Genomic DNA, 21,101 nt, shown 5'->3' with positions numbered 1-21,101 from the left:
TCGGCCCGCTGAGGCCGAACAGCCTATGCGCAGGGGCCCCATAGTCCCTTTCATCCGGTGACGCCACCGCGACACTGGTGTCAGGGAGAGTCCCTGCCCCGGACGGATCGCGAGGATCCGGGCCCACACGGATCGCGAGGAGACCGGTCATGAGGGTCCGCGACGTGATGAGTGCCCCGGCCGTCACCGTGCCTCCGCACGCCTTGCTCGCCGACGTGATCCGGCGGATGGCAGACCACGCCGTGGGCTCCGTGGTCGTCGTCGAGGACGACGTGCCGTGCGGCATCGTCACCGATCGCGACCTGGCGATGCGCGTGCTCGGCGTCGGCCTGAGCCTGGAGGCTCGGGTGTCGGAGGTGATGTCACCGCGGCCGGTCACGGTCGCCGCGGCCGACGAGTTGCACGTCGCCTACCGGGCGATGCGCCTCGCCGGCGTGCGCCGGCTGCCGGTGCTGGACGGACGGCGGGTGGTGGGCATGGTCACCGCAGACGATCTGCTCCTCGACGTCTTCCAGCGGCTGGCGGACCTCCTGGGCCCGGTCGCCCGCAGCATCCTCGAAGAGACACCGGGTCCGCCCGGGCAGCGGAGGTGACTGCGGGCCGCCTCCTGCCCGGCGCGCACGGTCAGGGCGTGGCCGCGCGCACGATCACGACGGGACAGCTCGCGTGCTGGGCGACGTGCTGGCTGACGGACCCGAGCAGGGCGCGGGCGAAGCCACCCCGCCCATGGCTGCCGACGACCAGGATCTCGGCGCTCTCGGCCGCCCGCAGCAGCACCTCGGCGGGATGGCCGCGCACCAACAGCGCTCGGACCGAACCCGGCTCGGGGCCCAGTGCCTCCCGCAGTTCCTCGGTGAGCCGTTGCCGGGCGTTCTCCTCGTCGAAGTCGGTGTCGACGGCGGGCGCCGACCAGGCCTCGGTTCCCGGCAGTTCCCAGGCGGCCACCGCGTCCACACCACCGCCGACGAGGCCGGCGTACCGTGCGGCCCAGCGCACGGCCGCGCGCGCGGACGGCGAACCGTCGACGCCGACCACGATCCGCGGCCCCGAGACACCCGTCTCCATCCGTCCCACCTCTCCTGCGGTCCGCTCCCCGGCCGCGCCGGTCCGCCGTGCTCCCTTCCACGCTGCGGGACGCGCGGCACCCCATCACGGAGGCGCGCCCCGGGGGACGGCATCCGGGTGGTCCGGGTGCGAGGTGAGCGCCGGCACGGGGTAGTGCAGGACCGAGGTGAGGCGGGCATGGAGTGGTGCAGGCACGAGGCGACGCGGGCACGCCGTGACGGGGTGACATGACGGCCCCAATCACGCGGTACCGCGGTCACACACGGTCGGGTCACGCAGTACTGCGATCACAGGATGGTCAGGTCACGCAGTTGCGAGCACAGGACGGTCCGGTCACGCAGTACTGCGATCACGCGGTGATCCGGTCCCGCGGTGATCCGGTCGACTCGCGCGGGCCACAGGACGCCGCCAGTCGGCACGGAGCCGGCCCCCCTCATCGACGACGTCCGTGCCCAGTTCGGCGCAGGCGCGGATCAGGCGCCCGGCGATCCAGTGGTACTCCGCCCGGTCGGCGAGCCGGGTGTGGCAGTGGTCCAGGGCGAGCGGGACCGCCTCGGTCCGTACCGGGCCGTGTGCGTCGAGCGTGACCAGCCAGAGCAGCCCGAAGTCGTTGCGGAGCGCCGGGTGGACGGCGTAGTCGTCGATGAAGTCGCCCAGGTCGAACAGGACGTGCCGGGTGAAACCGTGGAAGACGTGGGCCGAGTGCCCGATCACGAGATCGGCCCCCGCATCGATGAGGGCGGGCGCGGCCCGCAGGACGTGCGGGACCGGGCGTGCGGTCATGTTCGGTCCCCAGTGCGCGCTGACCAGGACCAGATCCGTTTCCCTGGCCAGTTCGCGGATCGTGTCGGTGAGCCATCGGGGCACGTCCTGGTGCCAGAGGTCGGCGTACGCCACGCCGGGCCGGTCGCGGTCCGCGGCGAACTCGGCGGGGTGGTCGGTGACGGCGACGATGCCGAGGCCGATGCCACCGGCCTCCAGACGGAGCGGAGCACGGGCCTCGGTGACGGTCGGCCCGGCCCCGACGCTGCGGATGCCCGCCCGGGCCAGCCTGGTCCGGGTGTCGAGGAGCGCTTCGGGGCCGTAGTCGAGGGCGTGGTTGTTCGCGAGGACCGCCACGTCGACGCCGAGCCCGGCCAGGACGTCGGTGGCCCGGGGCGGGGCGCGGAAGAAGAAGGTCTTCCCGGGCAGTCCGACCGGGGCGCCCCGGTCGGAGACACAGCATTCGAGGTTCAGCAGGAACAGGTCGGCGTCTCGGACGACATGGCGTACCACGGGAGTGAACAAGGGTCGGGGCATGCTGTGGGCGAGGACTTCGGCGACGTCCCGGCCCAGCATGGTGTCGCCCGCCAGGGCGACGGTGACGGCCATGGACCCGCACCTCCCCTCGTCCGCCCACGCCCGCTCGGCGACAGCCAAGGCGTGAGCGTGCCGGGGCGGCGTCGGTCGGCCCGGGATGGGGCGGGCGCAGGGCCCGCGCGGCCGTCCGGAAAATGCCGGGGCACGGACCATGCCGTCTCCCGTTCCCGCGCGCGGGTGCGCCCGCCCCGCCCGCGAGCCACGCCACACTGCCCCGCGCCGCCACCCCAGCACGGCGGGAGCCGGGTGGCGCGTGGGTCGGGGCCTGAGGAAACGGCCTCGATCCCGCGGAACTCCCGGGCCTCAGTCCACCGTGCCACGGGACCGCCCCCGCCGCAGGGGCCGATCGGCCCCGCGGCGGGGGCCGATCGCCCCACGGCCGCCCCTGAGAACTCCGGCAGGCGGCGTCGCACGGCGTGCGGCAGGGCGCTCGGCCGGGTCGAGGCGGATGCGCAGCGGGCCGGTCAGCGATCGGTGGCACCGGGCGGGGCGGTGCTCGGTCCGTCCCCTGGCCCGGCGCCGTGGCCGGACAGGACCAGTTCCTTGGCACGGCGGAACTCGTCGTCCGAGATGTCACCGCGGGTGCGCAGGTCGGACAGCTTGACGAGTTCGTCGGCGCTGCTCGGCCGAGCCGGGCCCGCGGTCCGGCGGACATAGCTGTCGAACGCCTCCTGCTGGGACCGTACGTGCGCCAGCTCGCGGCGTCCCATGCCGTCGCCGCGAGCGACGAGATACGTGAAGACGCCGAGGAAGGGCAGCACGATGACGAAGAACGTCCAGCCCGTCTTGGCCCAGCCGCTGAGGGAGTCGTCACGGAAGATGTCCATGACGACCCGGAACAGCACGACGAACCACAGGATCCACAGGAAGAACCAGAGCAGCGTCCAGAACGCGCTCAGCAGCGGATAGTCGTACGCGAGGTACGTCTGCGCGGTCATTGCCGTCCTCCGTCCCGGGCAGCCGCCCACCTTGTACTGCGTCAGTCGTTGTCGCCGTCTCGCCGTCTGGCCTGTTCGGCCGTTGCGCGGCCTCGTAGGTCGACGCTCTCAGCGTGCACGCGGCGGGGGTGAGGTGGCCTCACCCGGGACGGGTGAGCGTGTGACCCGGCTCCTCCCGTGGCTGCCACAGGCCCCGTCCGCGACAGCCGCGGCGTCCGCGCCACCGGGGTCACTCCGCCTGCTCCCAGGAAAGAGAACGGCAAGAAACTTCGGCCGCCGACTCGCCGCCCACCTGCGGCCTTACATAGAAATAAACCTTTTTTGGGGCAATTCATACACTTACCAGGATTTCTTACTGCACATAACCGACAAACTTGGGTACATGAGACTGAGACAGTCGACAGGCAGGACCGACCCTTTTTCACCGACCGACCGACCGGACATCAGGTGCACCCGGCCCTTCCGGGTCCCGTCCGGGCGAGCCCGCTCCCCCGCGGTGACCGTGACGGCACGGTGAGGGACACGGGGAGGCGTGCGTAACCCCGCTCGCACAGGGAACGCACGAACGCACACCTCCCGCACCGGCCTCGACCAGCGCCGGGCCCTGACACGGGCTCCGGGGTGACCGAGGTCGTACCGCGGGTGGCGCCGGTGGCGGCCCGGCCGGGCCGTGCACCCGCGGCGTCCGGCCAGGCCAGGCCGGGCCCACACTCACTCCACCGTTCGCGCCCGTGCGCGAACCCTTCCGTTCACGGAGCACCGTGGGAGACATGTTCGCCTCGCAGCAGCTTTTCGCCCGGCCGTGGCAGCCCTGGCGGCCGAGCCGCTTGCTGCTGCTCGTTCCCCTGGTGCTCATCGTCCTGATCACGGTGGCCGACATCGTGTCGCCGGTGGACATCGTGCTCGGCCCCCTGCTGGTCATCGCACCTGCGATCACCGCATGGTTCGAGGGCCCGGTGCTGACGGGGGCCATCGGGGGTATCGCGGTGGCGGCCCAGGCCGTCATCGGCTGGCGTTCCGGCGTCCTGTGGACCCGGAACACCATCGTCCAGGTCGTCGCCCTGATCGCGCTCTCCCTCCTGATCGTGGTGTTCTGCGCCGTCCGCGAGCGACGCACCCGCGAACTGGCCCAGGTGCGATCCGTCGCCGAGGCAGCCCAGCGGGTACTGCTGTGGCCGCTGCCGAAGCGGCTCGGCACCCTGCAACTCGCCTCCGTCTACATGGCCGCAGAGGAGGAGGCCGAGATCGGGGGCGACCTGTACGCCGCGGCCCGCGGCACGGACGGCACCCGCGTGGTCATCGGCGATGTGCGGGGCAAAGGGCTGTCGGCCGTCGGGGAGGCGGCGCTCCTGCTCGGCGCGTTCCGTGAGGCCGCGCACCGCAACTCGGCCCTGCCGGAGCTGGCCGCTTCGCTGGAACAGAGCGTCACACGCTACCTGGCCGACTTCGAGCCCACGGAGGAGAGGGGTGAGCGGTTCGCCACCGCCCTGCTGCTGGACATCCCGGACGACGATCCGGTCGCCCGGTTGACCAGCTGCGGCCACCTGGCGCCGCTGCTGCTACCGGACGGCCATCCGGCGACCGTCCCCGACCTGGTCCCCGCGCCCCCGCTCGGGGTCGCTCTGACCGACCCGGGAGACGCGACGGTGGCGGTGCTGCCGTTCGCCGTCGGGGACACGCTGTTGCTGTACACCGACGGTGTCATCGAGGCCCGCGACGGCAGCGGGGCCTTCTACCCCCTCGCGGAACGCGTCACCCAGTGGTCCGGGCACTCTCCGCAGTCCCTCCTCCACCACATCCAGCGCGATCTGCTCGCATACTCCGGCGGACGGCTCGGCGACGACGCCGCCCTCATCGCCATCCGCCGTGCCCCCGCCGCGGACACCTCGGCGCGGCCGGCCCACTGGATCCCGCACGCCCGCTGAACCACCGCCGTCCGGCCCGGACGCGCGAGCCCCTCGGTGTGCCGTCGGGGCGCCGCCCGGCTCGTCGGGGCGGGCGGCGCCGGTCATGCTGGTTTGTACGGCCCTGCCCGCCTCGCACGTCCGACCGACTTCCCGAGGGAGACCTCCGATGACGACATGGACGAACGACGAACTGACCAGGATCAGCACGGCCGACGAACTCCAGATGGCACCGGCCCGCGGGGACGGCACCCTGCGCGCGCCGGTTCCGATCTGGGTCGTCAGGGACGGCGACGATCTCTACATCCGCTCCTACCGCGGCGACGACGGTGTGTGGTGGCGCACCGCCCACACGAGCCACGAGGGCCACATCCGCTCCGGCGGAGTCGACAAGGACGTGACCCTCGTCGAGGAGGCCGACTCCACCGTCAACGACCGCATCGACACGGCGTACCGCACGAAGTACGGCCGCTACGGCGGCGCCTACGTCGACCCGATGGTGGCCGCCCGGAGCACCACGCTGAAACTCGTCCCGCGGTGACCGCACCGGCAGACTCGTCCTGACGCCGGGGCGCGCGGTCCGTCCGGCCCCGGCGCCCGGGCCCGGGGACCTCCGTCCGGCCGGTACAGGAGCTGTGGGGCCGGGAAGGACCGCAGGCCCCGCAGACCGCCGCGGTTCCGGGCCGCTCCCCCTGCTGCCGCCCCGGAACGGCAGTTGGAGTTCGATCATGCCGTGGTCGTGGACCCGGCACCTGCCGCGGTCCGGTCGGCGCCCGGGCCGGCACGCTCCGGGTCACCGCACCCCGCCGAGGCGCCCGGTCCGTAGCGGGTGACGCTCGCGCGGGCGACCGCGTGGTCGAGGGTCGTCGAAGGCCGGACGTCCCCGCCGCGGAGCACGCCGTCCGCCGCTCCTTCCCGGTCCCTTGGGGTGCTGACGGGCGTCGTCTGTGGCAGCGCACCCGAAGGTAAAAGAAATATCAGTGACCCGGGATCCGCATCAGTCGTCTCACCTGCGGCGACGCGCGCCAGGGGCGTCGCCTGCGACGCCCGTCGCGCCCGGATCGAGATGCCGTGGCGGACCGCCCGGTTCACTCTGATGGAGGCGTGGCATGGCCCCATCGGCCCATGCCCGGCCCAGGGGGGCATCCGTCGACCCACGGGAGTCACCATGACCTTCACCTACCGCAGCCGCACCCTCCGGACGATGGCCGCCGGCGCCCTGACGGTGGCACTGGTCTCCGCCGGCTCGACCGCGGCCCGGGCCGCCGCAACCAGCCCGGGCAACGACCTGGCCGGGGCCACAGCCGTCCAGCGCACCTCGCTCACGGCCGATGCCTATCCGACCAGTGTGAAGCCGGGCGAGGAGGTCCGGATCACGGGCCGTACCACCGGTCTGAAGGTCGGCGCCGAAGTGACGCTGCAGCAGGACAAGAACGGTAAGTGGACCACGGTCCCCGGCGGCGGCACGGTCAAGACGGGCGACACGTACTCCGTCAGCACCCGTCCCACCGCGAAGGGCACCCAGTACTACCGGGTCGCCTCCGGCGACACGCGTTCCCCGAGCATCACGGTGACCGTCAAGTAGCCCCCGCCGACGCGGTTTTCGACCGCGCCGGGTACGCACCCGTACGCCGGCCGCCGTCACCCCCGCGTGACGGCGGCCGGTCCACGGGAAGGACCGCCCGTCCGCAACACCCTGCTGAGCGCCGGCAATCCCACGGTGAACCCATGACCAGTTGTCACAAGAGGAAAATCCGGTTCATCACTCCGCAAATCGCTCACTAGATCGGTGTAATCGGCGCGGATGCCGGGCCGCGAAGAGATCTAACGTCCGGAATGTACGCGGGTCGCACTCGGACCAGAAAGGCCACCACGCACCCATGCCCATTCCGGATACCGGCCTCTTGCCGGAAGCAGACCCAGTCCCCCTCATCGTCTCCCCCTGCGCCGCCCCCCAGTCCGCCGACACCCTGCTGCTGCCGGTCGAGGAACTGCCCGCGGCGGAATCGTCGCCGGACACGGTGTCCCGTCGTGTGCGCGACGAGCTGATGCTCGACGGGAACGCCCGGCTCAACCTCGCCACCTTCGTCACGACGTGGATGGAGCCCGAGGCGCGGCAACTCATGGCCGAGACCGCGGAGAAGAACCTCGCGGACCGTGCTGAGTACCCGCAGATCACCGCCATGGAGGAGCGCTGTGTCCAGATGCTCGCCCGGCTCTGGCACGCGCCGCACCCGGAGCAGGTGCGCGGCTGCTCCACCACCGGCTCCAGCGAGGCGGCCATGCTCGGCGGTCTCGCGCTCAAGCGCCGCTGGCAGACCCGCCGCCGCACCCAGGGCAAGGACACCAGCCGTCCGAACCTCGTGATGGGCGCGAACGTCCAGGTCTGCTGGAAGAAGTTCGCCAACTACTTCGAGGTGGAGCCCCGTTACGTGCCGATGGAGCCGGGCCGCTACCACCTCACGCCCGACACCCTGACCGCGTACTGCGACGACAACACCATCGGCGTGGTGACCGTCCTGGGCTCCACGTTCGACGGGTCCTACGAGCCCGTCGCGGACATCTGCCTGGCCCTCGACGGCTATCAGGCGGCGACCGGCACCGACATCCCCGTACATGTCGACGGGGCGTCCGGGGCGCTGGTGGCGCCGTTCCTCGACCCCGGCCTGATGTGGGACTTCCAGCTCGAACGCGTCGCCTCCGTCAACGCCTCCGGGCACAAGTACGGCCATGTCTTCCCCGGCCTCGGCTGGGCCCTGTGGCGGGACGCCGAAGCCCTCCCCGACGACCTCGTCTTCGAGGTCGACTACCTCGGCGGCAAGTCCCCGACGTTCACCCTCAACTTCTCCCGGCCGGGCGCCCATGTCGTCGCCCAGTACTACAACTTCCTGCGGTACGGCTTCGAGGGGCTGCGCAACCTGGCGCGGCAGAGCCGCGCGACGGCCCGCTCGCTGGCCGCGCAGATCCGCGAACTGCCGCCGTACGAACTGGTCACGGACGGCTCCGACCTTCCTGCCTTCGCCTTCCGGCTCACCCCCGGCACCACGGACTTCACGGTCTTCGACGTGTCCGAGGCGATGCGCGCACGCGGCTGGCACCTGCCCGCCTACACCTTCCCCGCGCCCTGCCAGGACGTCTCCGTCCTGCGCCTGGTGGTGCGCACCGGCTTCACCGCCGAACTGGCCCATCTGTTCGTCTCCGACCTGTCCCAGGTCACCGCACGCCTGAGGGTGCCCGATCCGCGTGGGCGCACGCCGGTGCTCAGCTCGTCAGCCTGAGCCCGTGTTCCGCGGCCCGTCCGGGACCTGACGGACGAAAAGGGCGAGCCGCCGTGGCTCGCCCCGGCGCGGCCGGGGCCCGCGAGGAGGCCGGGCGCCTCCCCATGGTGGGCGCCCGCACTCCCGTACCGAGAACTATGGTGTCCCATCACATACGCCTCTGACCTGCACGTTCCTACGGTGTGGCGACACACAGCCGTCCCCGTCGAACGCCAGGAAGTGGTACCGATGTCCTCCCCCTCGACCGCTCCGCCCGCACCGACCGACCTCAGACGCGTCGTCGCCGCCAGCCTCGTCGGCACCACCATCGAGTGGTACGACTTCTTTCTGTACGGCTCCGCCGCCGCGCTCGTCTTCAACAAACTGTTCTTTCCGGATTCCGATCCCGTCGTCGGCACCCTGCTCTCCTTCCTCACGTACGCGGTCGGGTTCGCGGCGCGGCCCCTGGGCGCCCTGGTGTTCGGGCACTACGGGGACCGGCTGGGCCGCAAGAGGCTGTTGGTGCTCAGCCTGCTGCTGATGGGCGCGGCGACCTTTGCCATCGGTCTGCTGCCCACGCACGCGAGCGTGGGCTCCGCGGCGCCCGTGCTGCTGACCGTGCTGCGGCTGGTCCAGGGGTTCGCCCTCGGCGGCGAATGGGGCGGGGCCGTGCTGCTGGTGTCCGAGCACGGGGACGCCCGCCGCCGCGGGTTCTGGTCCTCCTGGCCGCAGACCGGAGCGCCGGCCGGGCAGTTGCTGGCGACAGGGGTGCTGTCCCTGCTCACCGCCCTGCTGTCGGACGCGGCGTTCGCCGGCTGGGGCTGGCGGATCCCGTTCCTGCTCTCGGGCGTGCTGGTCGTCGTCGGTCTGTGGATTCGGCTGTCCGTCGATGAATCACCCGTGTTCCAGGAGGCGTTGGCCCGGGCCGCGGCCCGCAGGACGACCGAGGCGGCCGATCCCGGGAAACTGCCGCTCGTCGCCGTACTGCGACGCCACTGGCGCGACATCCTGGTGGCGATGGGCGCACGCATGGCGGAGAACATCAGCTACTACGTGATCACCGCGTTCGTCCTCGTCTACCCCACCACCTCGGCCGGCGTCTCCAAGCAGACGGCACTGAACGCCGTGCTCATCGGCTCCGCCGTGCACTTCGCGGTCATTCCGGCCTGGGGCGCGCTGTCGGACCGGATCGGGCGCCGGCCCGTCTATCTGCTGGGCGCGGCCGGGACAGGGCTGTGGGTGTTCCCGTTCTTCTCCCTGGCGGACACGGCCTCGTTCGGCAATCTGGTCCTGGCCGTGACCGTGGGCCTGGTACTGCACGGGGCGATGTACGCGCCGCAGGCCGCGTTCTTCTCCGAGATGTTCGCGACCCGGATGCGCTATTCCGGTGCCTCGATCGGCGCCCAGTTCGCCTCGGTCGCGGCCGGTGCGCCGGCACCGCTGATCGCCACCGCGCTGCTCTCCGCATACGACGACTCCACGCCGATCGCGTTGTACGTGATCGCGGCGGCCGTACTGACCCTGGTCGCGGTCGCGCTGGCCGAGGAGACCCGGCACCGGGACCTCGCCGAGATCGGCTCCGAGACAGCGGCGGACCGGGAGAAGGCCACGGGCCGGGCGGCGGACAGCCGCCCGGTGTGAGCCCGCGGCTCTCACAACGGCCCCGTACCGCCGTCGGTGCACGGCGACGACGTCCGTGCCGAGCAGCGAGCGGCGGAGGGCGACGCCGACCGGGAGTCCGGCGGCGGTTGCGGGGCGCGGGACGCAGTGCGGGTGGTGGCGGTGGCGGGACATGGCCACAGGATCCCGCACCGACCGCCGGTCCCGTTCGGCCTGTGGACAACTTCCCGGCCCACGGCCACCCGGCCGGTCAGTGCGCGGTCCAACCCCCGTCGAGCACCAGCGAGATACCGGTGACGAAGGTGGCGTGCGGGCCGCAGAGATAGGCGACGGCCTCGGCGACCTCGTCGGGTTCGATGAGCCGCTTGACGGCGCTGTCCTGCAGGAGCACCTCGGACAGCACGCGTTCCTCGGAGATGCCGTGGGCCCGTGCCTGGTCGGCGAGTTGTTTCTCGACCAGGGGGGTGCGCACGTACCCGGGGTTCACACAGTTCGAGGTGACCCCGTGGGGTGCGCCCTCCAGGGCGGCCGTCTTGGACAGGCCCTCCAGACCGTGTTTGGCGGCCACGTAGGCCGACTTGTAGGCGGAGGCGCGCAGACCGTGGACGGAGGAGATGTTGACGATACGGCCCCAGCCCTGACCGTACATGTGCGGCAGAGCGCCCCGGATGAGCCGGAACGGCGCCTCCAGCATCACGGTCAGCACGGTGTGGAAGACGTCGGGCGGGAACTCCTCGATCGGACGTACCAGCTGGAGCCCGGCGTTGTTGACCAGGATGTCGGTGCCGGCGGCGATGTGCTCGGCGGCTTCCAGGTCGGTGAGGTCCAGGACCTGCGGCTGGACCGATCCCGCCAGCTCACCGGCCGCTGCCGCGAGTGCGGCCAGCCCGGCCTCGTCCCGGTCGACGGCTGTCACCTCGGCCCCGGCCGCCGCAAGCCGCAGCGCGCAGGCGCCGCCGATGCCGCCCGCCGCACCGGTGACGAGAGCGGTGCGGCCGGCGAGGTCGGCAGCGGCGGAGGGGCCGGGCACGGTGTCGTACGAGGTCATGCCCCGACCCTAGGCAGCCCCCCGACCGGGCCACATATGGCCCCGCCCCATACTTCAGTCAGAACTCGTGGGGACGAACCATGTGGGCTCATCGGACAGGGCCTGCTTGATCCGGAAGAGTTGCCGCTCGTTCATGGTGGGCATCGCGTCCACCTCGAACCAGCCGACCTCAAGGGACTCGTCGTCGTTGACCCGTGCCTCGCCGCCGACGGCCCGGCAGCGGAGGGTGATGTCCATGAACTGGCAGATGTCGCCGTTGCCGAAGGTGACCGGCTCACCGGACTTCACCATGACGACCCGCTCCGGGACGCACCGGACGGCCGTCTCCTCGTAGACCTCCCGCACCGCGCAGGCGGCCGGCTGCTCGCCGGGGTCCGGGATGCCCGAGGGAACGGCCCACTTGTGGTTGTCCGCGCGCCGGCCGAGCAGGATCCTGCCGCGGTCGTCCAGGACGACGGCGCTGACACCGGGCAGCCACAGCAACTGATGGCCTGCCGAAGCCCGGATGGTCCGGATGAAGTCAGGAGTACCCATGCACCCGACCCTAATCGAGCCGGTCGCGTTCCTCCCGCGCGAGCGACCGGCCGCGGCGGCGGGGCGCTACGCCGTACGGGTGCGCCGGCCGCGCACACCTGCTCCGATCGCCCAGCCGAGGCCGCCCGCGGCGACCAGCACCAGGGCCATCTCGGGCAGGATGCCCAGCCGGGTGGCGGGTGTCTCGGAGGAGCGCAGCGGAATCTTCTGGACCAGGTAGCCGGGGACGAACATGCCGGTCTTCTGGGTGATCCTGCCGTCCGGCATGATGATCGCGCTGACGCCGCTGGTCACCGGCACGGTCACGGTCCGGCTGTGCTCGACGGCGCGGATCCGGGACATGGCGAGTTGCTGGTAGGTCATCTCGCTGCGGTCGAAGGTCGCGTTGTTGCTCGGTACGGAGATCATCTGCGCGCCGTGGGTCACGGTGTCCCGCACGGCCCAGTCGAAGGCGGCCTCGTAGCAGGTCGCGAGGCCGACCTCGGTGCCGTCGATGTCGAAGACACCCGGTTCGGCGCCCCGGCTGAAGTCCTGGCGGACCATGGAGGTCCAGTTGTCGTTGATCGCCCCGAGGAGCGAGCGCAGCGGGAGGTACTCGCCGAACGGCTGGATCTGCCGTTTGTCGTACGTTTGCGTGGGGCCCTTGACCGGGTCCCACAGGATCTGCTCGTTGAGCAGCCTGCCGTCCCTTTCGATGACCCCGCCGATGGAGGCGGGCACGCCGATCGCCTTGACGGCCTTGGCGATGACGGTGGCCGCATCGGGGTAGGCGAAGGGATCGACGTCGGCGGAGTTCTCCGGCCACAGCACGAAGTCGGGCCGCGCGGCCTTGCCCGCCTTGACGTCGGCGGCCAGTTTCTCGGTCTCCCGCGCGTGGTAGTCGAGCACGGCACGCCGCTGCGCGTTGAACTCCAGTCCGGAGCGCGGCACGTTGCCCTGGATGACGGCGACGGTCACCGTGCCGTCCTCGGCCTGGTCGCTCACCAGCGTCCGCGCGGCCAGCGCTCCCACCACCGGAACCGCCACGCTCAGCAGGGCCGCCGCGGCCGCTCCCGTGCGGACGGCACGGGTACGCCGTCCGTCGGCGACGAGGTGTGCGGCCTCGTACAGGCCGAACCCGCACAGGACGACGGCGAAGCCGAGCACCGGCGTGCCGCCGACCGCGGCGAGCGGCAGGAAGATGCCGTCCGCCTGACCGAACGCGATCTTGCCCCAGGGAAAGCCGTGGAAGGGTACGCGCGCGCGTACCGCCTCGCCCGCCACCCACACGGCTGCCGCCCACACCGGCCCGCCGGGCAGTTTCGAGACCGCGGCGATCCCGACCGCGACCAGCGCGATGAAGACCGCCTCCACGGCGACCAGGGCGAGCCAGGGCCCGTCGCCGACCTCCACCCCGGTCCATACGAGCAGCGGCAGCAGGAAGCCGAGACCGAAGAGGTAACCGAGGCCGAGGGCCGCCTTCCAGCCGCGTCCGCGCAGCACCCAGGCAAAGCCCGCGAAGGCGGGCAGGGCAAGCCACCACCACAGCGTGCGCGGGGGAAAGCTGGCGTAGAGCAGCACTCCGCAGAGCGCCGAGACGGCGGCCGGGACCAGACGCAGCAACCGGGCGCCGCGCACACGCGCCTGCCCAGGTCGGAGCCGGTCCGGCCGGTCCACGGAAGTTGTGGTGACGGTCACCCCGGGAGTGTACGGCGGGTGACTTTGAAGTCGACAGCGCAGTCCGCGGGACCGTCGCACTCCGGCGGCCCGCGCACGGCCCGGTCGCCGGTCGCCCACGTACGCATGATCTTGTTCGACATCTCGTTCGATACGCCGCACGATGCGACCCCCCGGCCCTGCTGCCGCACCACCGAGGTGCGTACGCACGGCCGCACGGCCTTGTTGTGGCATGTCCCGTGCGTACGGCGGCCGGCAGCCGTTACGGTGTGCCGGAGCCCGTGTGGTACGGCCGGTCGCGGTCCGCCGCTCGGGGTCGGCCACTGGTCGGGGGACCGGGTACGGGGGGCTACGGGGTGGGGACGACAGGGCTGGCATCCGCGCCCGGATCCGGGGCGGACGCGGACAGTGACAGACGAAACGTTTCTGATGTGCTGGGTGTCGCGGTGCTGGGGGCCTGCGCGGCGTGGTCCCTGATCGCCGCCGCGGCGCACGACGGCCGCCCCGAGGGTGTCCTGCTCGCGGTGCTCACTCGCGGCCGGCCGGACTCAGCACCGCGGCCGGGGCATCCTGGGCCTGGGTCTGGTGGCGGCGCTGGTCACCGGGGCGACCTGGGCTGTCGCGGGGAACGTCCTGCCGGCCGGCCCCGCCGCGCTGACGGAGTCCCTGCTGACCCCGGACCGCGTACGGCTGTGGCAGGACGCCCTGTGCCTCGCCCGCCGGAACCCGTTGCTCGGCACCGGACCGGGCCGTTTCGGCGAACACGGTGCCGCCCTGTCGCCGACGGCGCCGCCCGGCGCCAGGCCGCATTCCGCGCCGCTCCAGCAGGCGGCCGAGCAGGGATTCGTCGGCGTCGTCCTGCTGGCGGCGGTGTTCTGCTGGGTGCTGTACGCACTGTGGTGCACGTCCCGGGCCGCGCCTCTCACCCTGACCGCGGGTGCGGCCCTGACCGCGCTGGCAGTGGTCGCGGCGGTCGGCAACCCGCTGAGCTTCACCACGGTGTCGGCGGGCGCGGGGCTGCTGGCCGGACTGGCCACCGCCCATCCGCTGGCCGGGGACGCCGCCACGGAGCCCGGGGACGGCGGCGGATCCGCGGGTTCCCCGGGCGGAGGCGATGTCAGTGAGCGGTGCCCGGTGTGATCGTGCGCAGCCTGGCCTTGATCACCCGGACCGCGGACTCCGCGTTGTCCACGGTGATCGTGAACGTGTGGCCGTCCCACAGCCGGAGCACCACGCCCTCACCACGGCGCACCACGACCGCGGTGCCCTTCTCGGGCCGCCAGCGATATCCCCAGCCGCCCCAGTGGCGCGGAGTGACGTGCGGTGCGAACTCGGCTCCGGCGACATGACTGAGCGGGATGCGGCGGCGCGGCAGCCCGATGTGGCCGCAGCGCACTTCGAGGGAGTTCCCGTCCAGCCGCAGGTCGACGTGGACGAACGCGAGGGTGCCGAAGAGAACCAGCAGCCCGGCCGCGATACAGCCGACTACGGACATGACAAGCGGAACGATGCCGGAGGTCCAGGCGGATTCCAGCGCGAGTTCGATGCCGAGGGCCATGCAGGCCGCGCCGACGAGCGCGAGCAGCCACTGGACCCGGTTCGTTGCCCGGCCGGTCCATACCTCGGTGTGGAAGGCGTCGGCGGAGACCTCGTCGTGCGAGTGGTCCTGCATGACTACGAGGTTACTAAGGTTTCGCTGCGCGGGTAATGTGTTGCGCAGAGTGACTGCGCCGGGTGGCGGGAAGCGGATCCCGGATCGGACCCGTGCCGTCCGCCGGTCGCGGCGGTCAGCGGGCGGCGCTCGCGGCCACCAGGAGACGGCCCTCGGCGTAATGCAGCGCGGCTGCGGGCAGTCCGCCCGTGCGGCCGCTCAGCAGCACCGTCACGGTGCCCTCGGCCGCAGCCTCGGGCGCGGGCGGTTCGGCGATGCGGCGCAGCGTCTGGGCGGCCACCGCGCCGGCGCTGCCGTGCAGGACCAGCGGCGGGGCGGCGGGACGTTGCAGGGCCGTGCGGATGCGCTCCGTGACCAGTTCGTAGTGGGTACAGCCCAGGACGACGGTCGTCACGTCGTGCGGGGTCAGTTCGGCGGCCGCGGCGACGGCGGCGCCGATGGCCGACTCGTCCGCGTGCTCGACGGCCTCGGCGAGTCCCCAGCACGGCACCTCGGCGACCGGTACGCCGTCGGCGAACTCCTCGATGAGTCCGCGCTGGTAGGGGCTGCCGGTGGTGGCGGGCGTGGCCCAGATCGCGACGGGGCCGCCGCCGGCCGCGGCCGGCTTGATCGCCGGGACGGTGCCGATCACCGGGATGCCGGGTTCCAGGCGAGCCCGCAGGGCGGGCAGCGCGTGCACGGTCGCCGTGTTGCAGCCGACGACGAGCGCCTCGGGGCGGTGCGCGGCGGCGGCCTCGGCCACGGCGAGGGCGCGCTCGGTGAGGTCCTCGGGGGTGCGCGGTCCCCAGGGCATGCCGTCGGGGTCGAGGGAGAGGACGAGATCCGCGTCGGGTCGCAGACGCCGCATCGCGGCGGTGGCCGCCAGGAGGCCGATTCCGGAGTCCATGAGCGCGATCTTCACCCGGCCACCATAGAGGATGGCTCCCAGCGGTCCGGCCGGGTGGTGCAGACTGCGCGGGTGAGTGCCCTCGTGTGGATCGCCGTCCTGTCGTTCGTCGCCTGGTTGTGGCTGTTGCTGTGCCAGGGCTTCTTCTGGCGGACGGACGTCCGCCTGCCGTCGCGGCGGGAAGCGGACGTGTGGCCGTCGGTGTGCGTGGTCGTACCGGCCCGCGACGAGGCCGCCGTGCTGCCGTCGAGTCTGCCCTCGCTGCTGGCGCAGGAGTACCCGGGACCGGCGGAGGTCTTCCTGATCGACGACGGCAGTTCGGACGGCACCGGGGAACTGGCCCGCGAGCTGGCCGGGCGCCACGGCGGGCTGCCGCTGACCGTGGCCTCGCCCGGCGAGCCGCCGGCGGGCTGGACGGGGAAGCTGTGGGCGGTGCGCCACGGCATCGGTCTGGCACGCGCGCGTGACCCCGAATACCTGCTCCTGACGGACGCGGACATCGCGCACGCGCCGGACAGCCTGCGGGAGCTGGTGGCGGCCGCGCGCACCGGAGGCTTCGACGTCGTCTCGCAGATGGCCCGGCTGCGGGTGGAGAGCCTGTGGGAGCGCCTGGTGGTGCCCGCCTTCGTGTACTTCTTCGCCCAGCTGTATCCGTTCCGCCGGATCGGGAAGCGCGGCGCGCGGACGGCGGCGGCCGCGGGCGGCTGCGTGCTGCTGCGCACGGAGGCGGCGGAGCGGGCGCGGATCCCCGACGCCATCCGGCACGCGGTCATCGACGACGTGGCGCTCGCGCGGGCCGTGAAGGGCGGCGGCGGGCACATCTGGCTGGGGCTGGCCGAGCGGGTGGACAGCGTGCGCCCGTATCCGCGGCTGGACGACCTGTGGCGGATGGTCTCGCGCAGCGCGTACGCGCAACTGCGGCACAACCCGCTGCTGCTCGTCGGCACGGTCGCCGGGCTGGCGCTCGTGTACCTCGTACCACCGGTCGCGCTCGTGGTGGGCGCAGCGGCCGGGAGCACGGCGGCCGCCTTGGCCGGCGGGGCGGCGTGGCTCGTGATGACGGGGACGTACCTCCCGATGCTCCGCCACTACCGCCAGCCGCCGTGGCTCGCCCCGCTGCTGCCCTTCACCGCCTTCCTGTACCTCCTGATGACCGTCGATTCGGCCATTCAGCATTACCGGGGGCGCGGCGCGGCCTGGAAGGGCCGTACGTACGCCCGTCCGGACGCCGTCGGCGACGAAGGCTGAGGGGCCGTCACTTCCGGCCCGGTGTCCAGTTCATGTCCCACCCGTAGGCCCGGTCGACCGTCCGCTGCGGGCTCACTCCGCGCGGCGGCACCAGGTACTGGGCCTCACGCCGGACGACGAGGTCGCCGCCGGTGTTGGTGATGAGGGCGAGCGCGCACACCGGCGACGGCACGATGCACTCGTCGAGCGAGAACTCGACGGGTGCACCGTGCTGGGGGCGCAGGGTGACCGTGGCGTGCAGGTCGGCGAAGGAATTGGCGCCTTCGTAGATGGTGACGAAGACGAGGATGCGCCGGAAGTCCCGGGTGTGGTCGAGGTTGACGGTGAGGTTCTCGCCGCTCGCCGTGCCGCCGGTGCGGTCGTCGCCGTCCAGGTGGATGTACGGGGGCCGGTCGAGCGATCCGAAGGCGTTGCCGAGGGCCTGGACGACTCCTTTGCGGCCGTCGGTGAGTTCGTACAGGGCGCACAGGTCGAGGTCGAGATCGGTGTGCGCGGCGCCCCACCGGCCGCCCCATCCGCGCGTCTGCTGCTTGCGCATCTGCCAGGTGAGGTTGACCCGCAGCGCGCCGGAGGTGCCGCCCTGCTTGGCCAGCGAGACGGAGGGGGCCGCCTTGGTGAGCGTGACTTTGCTGAGCCGCACGGGGGCGGCGGACGACGGCACGGCCGGCGGGGCGACCGGCGCCGGGGCGGTCGCCGGAGGCTGTGCGGCCACGGCAGGCGGCAGGGTGGGTGCCTGCGGCGGCATCGGGGGTGCGGCCGCCGGGGCGGGGTGCGGTGCCGCGTGCTGCGGCTCGTCCACGGTGATCCCGAAGTCGGTGGCCAGGCCCTCCAGGCCGCTGCTGTAGCCCTGCCCGACGGCGCGGAACTTCCAGCCTCCCTGGCGGCGGTAGAACTCGCCGAGCACGAAGGCCGTCTCGACCGTGGCACCCGTGCTGTCGAAGCGGGCGACCATGTCGCCCCGGGCGGCGTCGGTCACCGCGATGTAGAGGTCCGGGACCCGGCCGAACGTCCCGCCGTCCGCCGAGGCGGCGAGGACCACCCGCTCCACAGCGGCCTCCACGCGCGCGAGGTCCACGAAAAGGGTGTCGGTCACCTTCCCCGCGGTGTTGCGTTTCCCCTCGTGGCGCACCGCACCGGAGGAGTGCGCGGGCTGGTTGTAGAAGACGAAGTCACCGTCGGAGCGCACCTTTCCCGCCACGAGCAGGAGCGCCGAGGCGTCCACGTCCGGAACCCCGGGCTCCGAACGCCAGCCCAATTCGACGCGCAGCGCCGTCGTGGGCACCGGCGCATTCGACCCTTTCGGCATTGTCATGTCCGCCCCCTCACGTCTCACCGGGCCGCACCCCGGCCGTCCATTGCATCCCTACCCGGCCAACCTATTCCTGAGGGCGGGGAACTCCCACCGGCCGGGCGGAAAGATCGCCGTCCAACACCCGGTAACCCGCCAGGAACTCGGCCTTTACACGATCTAAACGTCGGGCACCGCCCCTTTTTGCCAAGTTCGCTCGGATTAGCGATGCCACGTCACCGCCGACACGGAAAACAACCCTCTTATCGGTCTCCCCAACCAGCACATCGTGGGCTTAACTTATGTGCCATGACCTCCCCCCGCTCCACTTATGGCGGCGGCTACTACTCCGCCTCCTTCCCGGACACTCCGATCTACGACTCACTCGTGGCCGAGCGGGGCACCCCGCAGATCGCCCCGATCCGGGTCCCCGCGGCCTACGACGCGCCGCTCAGCAACCTGCCCGCACTGCCGTCGGCCCTGCCCGCGCTCCCGGCGGGCCCCTCCCAGAGCGCCCCGCTCTACGGCTACCCGCAGGCGCAGCAGCCCGCTCCGTTGCAGCAGGCTCCCACGTCCTACATCCCGCAGCAGGCCACCGCGCCGCGCGGCTACCCCGGTCAGCAGCCGCCGCAGCCGCCGCGGCCGATGACCCACGGCAACGGCTACGAGGCGATGCGGCCCGCGGCTCCGCGGCCCGCTCCGGCCCCGTACCAGGACCCGTACAACAACCAGCAGCCCTACCGCGGCTACTGACGGGGCTCCCGGCCTTCCGCGACGCCTGGCACGATGGCGGCATGGGGAACGCCACGCTGCAATCGATCCACGTCCATCCGGTCAAGGCGTTCCGGAGCATCGCGCTCCGGGAGGCCGCCGTGGAGCCCTGGGGGCTGGCCGGGGACCGGCGCTGGGCAGTGGTCGGCGACGGGGGAAAGGTCGTCACGCAGCGTGAGCAGCCGCGCCTGGCACTGGCCGCCGCCGAGCCCATGGCCGACGGCGGCCTTCGGCTGTCCGCGGCCGGGAGGACGCCGCTGATGGTGCCGGTCCCTCGGCCGGCGGGCACGGTGACGATCTCCGTCTTCGGCACCAAGGTGGAGGCCGTCCCTGCCACGGAGGCCGCGCACGCCTGGTGCACCGCGCATCTCGGGACGGACGTCCGTCTGGTCCACCTGGACGACCCGGCCACGCGCCGCCCGGTCGATCCTGATTTCGCGCTGCCCGGCGAGACGGTGAGCCTCGCCGACGGTTTTCCGCTGCTGGTGACCACGCTCGCTTCCCTCGACGCCCTCAACTCCCTGCTGGCCGAGGGCGATCACGCCCATGAGGGTCCGCTGCCCATGAACCGCTTCCGGCCGAACGTCGTCGTGGCGGGCACGGTCCCCTGGGCCGAGGACGGCTGGTCGCGCATCGCCATCGGCGAGGTGGACTTCCGCGTCGCCAAGCCGTGCGGACGGTGCGTCGTGACCACGACCGACCAGAGCACCGCCGCGCGCGGCGCGGAGCCCCTGCGCACGCTGGCCCGTCACCGCCGCATCAGCGGCTCGCTGGTCTTCGGCCAGAACCTGGTCCCCCGGTCCGCCGGCACGATCCGCGTCGGGGATCCGGTGCGGATCCTCGGCTAGTTCGCGATCCTCCACTTCTCGCTCCACTACTTCTCGCTCCACCACTGCGCGATCCTCCGCTGCGTGACCCGCGACTGACGGCGGATCCCTCGACCGTACGCGGACGGGCCGGGCCGCACGGTTGGCTCGATCCCGGCGGCACGGGGAACCAGACCCCGCGGTCCGGTCGTTGGGAAGTCGTGAGAAATTCGAGAAGTTGTTGACCGGACCTGGTCGAAGGTGCAGGGGTGACGTGGCTCTCTCTTCGGCCGGGATCTCAGGCGCACGACTCCACCAGGGGTTGGCACGGAGCGGGAAGGGGGGCAGAGGACCGTGTGGGCATTCAGCGGTCTCTGGCGGTGGCGGCGGAATCCGCTGCGCCGTGCGACCGATCTGGCCGAGGCATGGGTGGCCCTGGGCACGCTGCTGCTGATCGCTGTCGCCGCGCCCGTCGTCGGCTCGCTCGTCGGAACCGGGGCGCAGAACGCCCTCCAGCGATCCGTACGGGCCCAGCAGCACTCCCGCCACTCGATCACGGCCACCGTGCTGCGCAAGCTGGACGACGCCGTGTCCGAACCCGACCCGGAGAGCGGCAGCGGCAACAGTCCGCGCAGCCGGGTGCTGGCCGAGTGGACCGCCCCGGACGGCACCCGGCAGCGGGGCCCGGTCACGGCGGACCTCATGTCCCCTCGGCGGGGCGACCGCTTCGTCCTGTGGACGGACGCCCGCGGCCACCTGGTCCCCCGCCCGCTGGACTCCGCGACGGCGGCCACGCACGCGGTACTGGCCGGGCTCGGTGCGGCACTGCTGACGGCAGGACTGATCGACGCCTGCAGACGGATGATCGTCTGGCGCATGGTCCGCCGCCGGTACGCCCGTTGGGACCAGGCATGGGACCGGGCCGGCCCGGACTGGGGCAAGGCAGGCACCGGCAGCTGACGGCCTGTCGCCTCTGGTCAATCCACCGCCCGCGCGCACGCTACGGTGGACCGGCCGAGACACTCGGCTTTGACCCGCGCGCGACGAGC

21 protein-coding genes are annotated in these 21,101 nt (G+C 72.4%); 11 read left to right on the top strand and 10 right to left on the bottom strand.

Annotated elements, in window-relative coordinates:
- Positions 1 to 149 precede the first annotated feature (149 nt).
- A complete protein-coding gene (locus tag ACFYPJ_RS14665) occupies positions 150 to 593 on the top strand; it encodes a cyclic nucleotide-binding/CBS domain-containing protein (RefSeq protein ID WP_389015740.1) in 444 nt (147 codons plus the stop codon).
- 31 nt (positions 594 to 624) lie between these two features.
- Here the strand turns inward: ACFYPJ_RS14665 and ACFYPJ_RS14660 are convergent, their stop codons facing one another.
- From ACFYPJ_RS14660 to ACFYPJ_RS14650, 3 genes are all read right to left on the bottom strand, one after another.
- A complete protein-coding gene (locus tag ACFYPJ_RS14660; RefSeq protein ID WP_389015738.1) occupies positions 625 to 1,065 on the bottom strand; it encodes a universal stress protein in 441 nt (146 codons plus the stop codon).
- A gap of 333 nt (positions 1,066 to 1,398) precedes the next feature.
- Positions 1,399 to 2,436: a CapA family protein gene (locus tag ACFYPJ_RS14655; RefSeq protein WP_389015735.1), complete on the bottom strand. Its 1,038-nt coding sequence runs from the start codon at positions 2,434 to 2,436 to the stop codon at positions 1,399 to 1,401.
- Between the two features lie 452 nt (positions 2,437 to 2,888).
- Complete coding sequence (locus tag ACFYPJ_RS14650; protein WP_389015732.1) at positions 2,889 to 3,362, bottom strand: SHOCT domain-containing protein; 474 nt, start codon at positions 3,360 to 3,362, stop codon at positions 2,889 to 2,891.
- A 770-nt stretch (positions 3,363 to 4,132) separates the two neighbouring features.
- Between ACFYPJ_RS14650 and ACFYPJ_RS14645 the strand changes: the two genes are divergently transcribed.
- Together ACFYPJ_RS14645 and ACFYPJ_RS14640 are read left to right on the top strand one after the other, a co-directional pair.
- A complete protein-coding gene (locus tag ACFYPJ_RS14645; protein WP_389015729.1) occupies positions 4,133 to 5,287 on the top strand; it encodes a PP2C family protein-serine/threonine phosphatase in 1,155 nt (384 codons plus the stop codon).
- A 148-nt stretch (positions 5,288 to 5,435) separates the two neighbouring features.
- The gene (locus ACFYPJ_RS14640; RefSeq protein WP_389015727.1) at positions 5,436 to 5,807 is read left to right on the top strand and encodes a DUF2255 family protein; all 372 of its coding nucleotides are present in this window, start codon (positions 5,436 to 5,438) and stop codon (positions 5,805 to 5,807) included.
- Positions 5,808 to 5,992: 185 nt separating this feature from the next.
- On the opposite strand, the gene ACFYPJ_RS14635 is transcribed toward ACFYPJ_RS14640, so the two are convergent.
- Positions 5,993 to 6,163 (bottom strand): hypothetical protein, encoded by a 171-nt coding sequence (locus tag ACFYPJ_RS14635; RefSeq protein WP_389015724.1) that lies wholly within the window; start codon positions 6,161 to 6,163, stop codon positions 5,993 to 5,995.
- Positions 6,164 to 6,434: 271 nt separating this feature from the next.
- Here ACFYPJ_RS14635 and ACFYPJ_RS14630 point away from each other — a divergent pair, with 271 nt between their 5' ends.
- The 3 genes from ACFYPJ_RS14630 to ACFYPJ_RS14620 all read left to right on the top strand — a co-directional run bounded on the left by ACFYPJ_RS14630 (position 6,435) and on the right by ACFYPJ_RS14620 (position 10,164).
- On the top strand, positions 6,435 to 6,851 hold the full coding sequence (locus ACFYPJ_RS14630; protein ID WP_389015721.1) for a hypothetical protein: 417 nt from the start codon (positions 6,435 to 6,437) through the stop codon (positions 6,849 to 6,851).
- A gap of 295 nt (positions 6,852 to 7,146) precedes the next feature.
- Positions 7,147 to 8,544, top strand: coding sequence for a glutamate decarboxylase (locus ACFYPJ_RS14625; protein ID WP_389015719.1), 1,398 nt, complete (start codon positions 7,147 to 7,149; stop codon positions 8,542 to 8,544).
- A gap of 228 nt (positions 8,545 to 8,772) precedes the next feature.
- A complete protein-coding gene (locus ACFYPJ_RS14620; protein WP_389015716.1) occupies positions 8,773 to 10,164 on the top strand; it encodes an MFS transporter in 1,392 nt (463 codons plus the stop codon).
- 229 nt (positions 10,165 to 10,393) lie between these two features.
- On the opposite strand, the gene ACFYPJ_RS14615 is transcribed toward ACFYPJ_RS14620, so the two are convergent.
- The 3 genes from ACFYPJ_RS14615 to lnt form a co-directional block, all read right to left on the bottom strand.
- Complete coding sequence (locus tag ACFYPJ_RS14615; protein ID WP_389015713.1) at positions 10,394 to 11,191, bottom strand: 3-hydroxybutyrate dehydrogenase; 798 nt, start codon at positions 11,189 to 11,191, stop codon at positions 10,394 to 10,396.
- A 54-nt stretch (positions 11,192 to 11,245) separates the two neighbouring features.
- Positions 11,246 to 11,725 carry an NUDIX domain-containing protein gene (locus ACFYPJ_RS14610; RefSeq protein WP_389015711.1) on the bottom strand — a complete coding sequence of 160 codons (480 nt, stop codon included), beginning with the start codon at positions 11,723 to 11,725 and terminating at the stop codon, positions 11,246 to 11,248.
- A 66-nt stretch (positions 11,726 to 11,791) separates the two neighbouring features.
- Positions 11,792 to 13,402, bottom strand: a complete 1,611-nt coding sequence (gene lnt, locus ACFYPJ_RS14605) for an apolipoprotein N-acyltransferase (RefSeq protein WP_389015708.1) — start codon at positions 13,400 to 13,402, stop codon at positions 11,792 to 11,794.
- Positions 13,403 to 13,966: 564 nt separating this feature from the next.
- Between lnt and ACFYPJ_RS14600 the strand changes: the two genes are divergently transcribed.
- A complete protein-coding gene (locus ACFYPJ_RS14600; RefSeq protein WP_389015705.1) occupies positions 13,967 to 14,521 on the top strand; it encodes an O-antigen ligase family protein in 555 nt (184 codons plus the stop codon).
- Here ACFYPJ_RS14600 and ACFYPJ_RS14595 read toward each other — a convergent pair.
- Both ACFYPJ_RS14595 and ACFYPJ_RS14590 read right to left on the bottom strand, forming a co-directional pair.
- Positions 14,499 to 15,053 carry a hypothetical protein gene (locus ACFYPJ_RS14595; protein WP_389015702.1) on the bottom strand — a complete coding sequence of 185 codons (555 nt, stop codon included), beginning with the start codon at positions 15,051 to 15,053 and terminating at the stop codon, positions 14,499 to 14,501. The two genes, ACFYPJ_RS14600 and ACFYPJ_RS14595, sit on opposite strands and share 23 nt — an antisense overlap.
- Positions 15,054 to 15,168: 115 nt before the next feature.
- Complete coding sequence (locus ACFYPJ_RS14590; protein ID WP_389015700.1) at positions 15,169 to 15,954, bottom strand: glutamate racemase; 786 nt, start codon at positions 15,952 to 15,954, stop codon at positions 15,169 to 15,171.
- Positions 15,955 to 15,993: 39 nt separating this feature from the next.
- Between ACFYPJ_RS14590 and ACFYPJ_RS14585 the strand changes: the two genes are divergently transcribed.
- Positions 15,994 to 17,187, top strand: a complete 1,194-nt coding sequence (locus ACFYPJ_RS14585; RefSeq protein WP_389015697.1) for a glycosyltransferase — start codon at positions 15,994 to 15,996, stop codon at positions 17,185 to 17,187.
- Positions 17,188 to 17,194: 7 nt separating this feature from the next.
- Here ACFYPJ_RS14585 and ACFYPJ_RS14580 read toward each other — a convergent pair whose 3' ends face one another.
- On the bottom strand, positions 17,195 to 18,493 hold the full coding sequence (locus ACFYPJ_RS14580; RefSeq protein WP_389016021.1) for a TerD family protein: 1,299 nt from the start codon (positions 18,491 to 18,493) through the stop codon (positions 17,195 to 17,197).
- A gap of 291 nt (positions 18,494 to 18,784) precedes the next feature.
- Here ACFYPJ_RS14580 and ACFYPJ_RS14575 point away from each other — a divergent pair, with 291 nt between their 5' ends.
- The 3 genes from ACFYPJ_RS14575 to ACFYPJ_RS14565 all read left to right on the top strand — a co-directional run bounded on the left by ACFYPJ_RS14575 (position 18,785) and on the right by ACFYPJ_RS14565 (position 21,012).
- Positions 18,785 to 19,228, top strand: coding sequence for a DUF6643 family protein (locus tag ACFYPJ_RS14575; protein WP_389015694.1), 444 nt, complete (start codon positions 18,785 to 18,787; stop codon positions 19,226 to 19,228).
- A 41-nt stretch (positions 19,229 to 19,269) separates the two neighbouring features.
- Positions 19,270 to 20,094 (top strand): MOSC domain-containing protein, encoded by an 825-nt coding sequence (locus ACFYPJ_RS14570; protein WP_389015692.1) that lies wholly within the window; start codon positions 19,270 to 19,272, stop codon positions 20,092 to 20,094.
- A gap of 312 nt (positions 20,095 to 20,406) precedes the next feature.
- A complete protein-coding gene (locus ACFYPJ_RS14565) occupies positions 20,407 to 21,012 on the top strand; it encodes a hypothetical protein (RefSeq protein WP_389015689.1) in 606 nt (201 codons plus the stop codon).
- Positions 21,013 to 21,101 lie beyond the last annotated feature (89 nt).

It is taken from the genome of Streptomyces sp. NPDC006012 (genome assembly GCF_042871185.1).
Classification (GTDB): Bacteria; Actinomycetota; Actinomycetes; order Streptomycetales; family Streptomycetaceae; genus Streptomyces.
Note: the sequence above shows the minus strand (reverse complement) of the source record. Positions and strands in the feature narration are given on the sequence as shown.

Bases quoted from the DNA above. Each gene is read 5' to 3' on its own strand.
- ACFYPJ_RS14665 (WP_389015740.1), top strand. From the start codon at position 150: ATGAGGGTCCGCGACGTGATGAGTGCCCCGGCCGTCACCGTGCCTCCG.
- ACFYPJ_RS14660 (WP_389015738.1), bottom strand. From the start codon at position 1,065: ATGGAGACGGGTGTCTCGGGGCCGCGGATCGTGGTCGGCGTCGACGGT.
- ACFYPJ_RS14655 (WP_389015735.1), bottom strand. From the start codon at position 2,436: ATGGCCGTCACCGTCGCCCTGGCGGGCGACACCATGCTGGGCCGGGAC.
- ACFYPJ_RS14650 (WP_389015732.1), bottom strand. From the start codon at position 3,362: ATGACCGCGCAGACGTACCTCGCGTACGACTATCCGCTGCTGAGCGCG.
- ACFYPJ_RS14645 (WP_389015729.1), top strand. From the start codon at position 4,133: ATGTTCGCCTCGCAGCAGCTTTTCGCCCGGCCGTGGCAGCCCTGGCGG.
- ACFYPJ_RS14640 (WP_389015727.1), top strand. From the start codon at position 5,436: ATGACGACATGGACGAACGACGAACTGACCAGGATCAGCACGGCCGAC.
- ACFYPJ_RS14630 (WP_389015721.1), top strand. From the start codon at position 6,435: ATGACCTTCACCTACCGCAGCCGCACCCTCCGGACGATGGCCGCCGGC.
- ACFYPJ_RS14625 (WP_389015719.1), top strand. From the start codon at position 7,147: ATGCCCATTCCGGATACCGGCCTCTTGCCGGAAGCAGACCCAGTCCCC.
- ACFYPJ_RS14620 (WP_389015716.1), top strand. From the start codon at position 8,773: ATGTCCTCCCCCTCGACCGCTCCGCCCGCACCGACCGACCTCAGACGC.
- ACFYPJ_RS14615 (WP_389015713.1), bottom strand. From the start codon at position 11,191: ATGACCTCGTACGACACCGTGCCCGGCCCCTCCGCCGCTGCCGACCTC.
- ACFYPJ_RS14610 (WP_389015711.1), bottom strand. From the start codon at position 11,725: ATGGGTACTCCTGACTTCATCCGGACCATCCGGGCTTCGGCAGGCCAT.
- ACFYPJ_RS14595 (WP_389015702.1), bottom strand. From the start codon at position 15,053: ATGCAGGACCACTCGCACGACGAGGTCTCCGCCGACGCCTTCCACACC.
- ACFYPJ_RS14580 (WP_389016021.1), bottom strand. From the start codon at position 18,493: ATGCCGAAAGGGTCGAATGCGCCGGTGCCCACGACGGCGCTGCGCGTC.
- ACFYPJ_RS14575 (WP_389015694.1), top strand. From the start codon at position 18,785: ATGACCTCCCCCCGCTCCACTTATGGCGGCGGCTACTACTCCGCCTCC.
- ACFYPJ_RS14570 (WP_389015692.1), top strand. From the start codon at position 19,270: ATGGGGAACGCCACGCTGCAATCGATCCACGTCCATCCGGTCAAGGCG.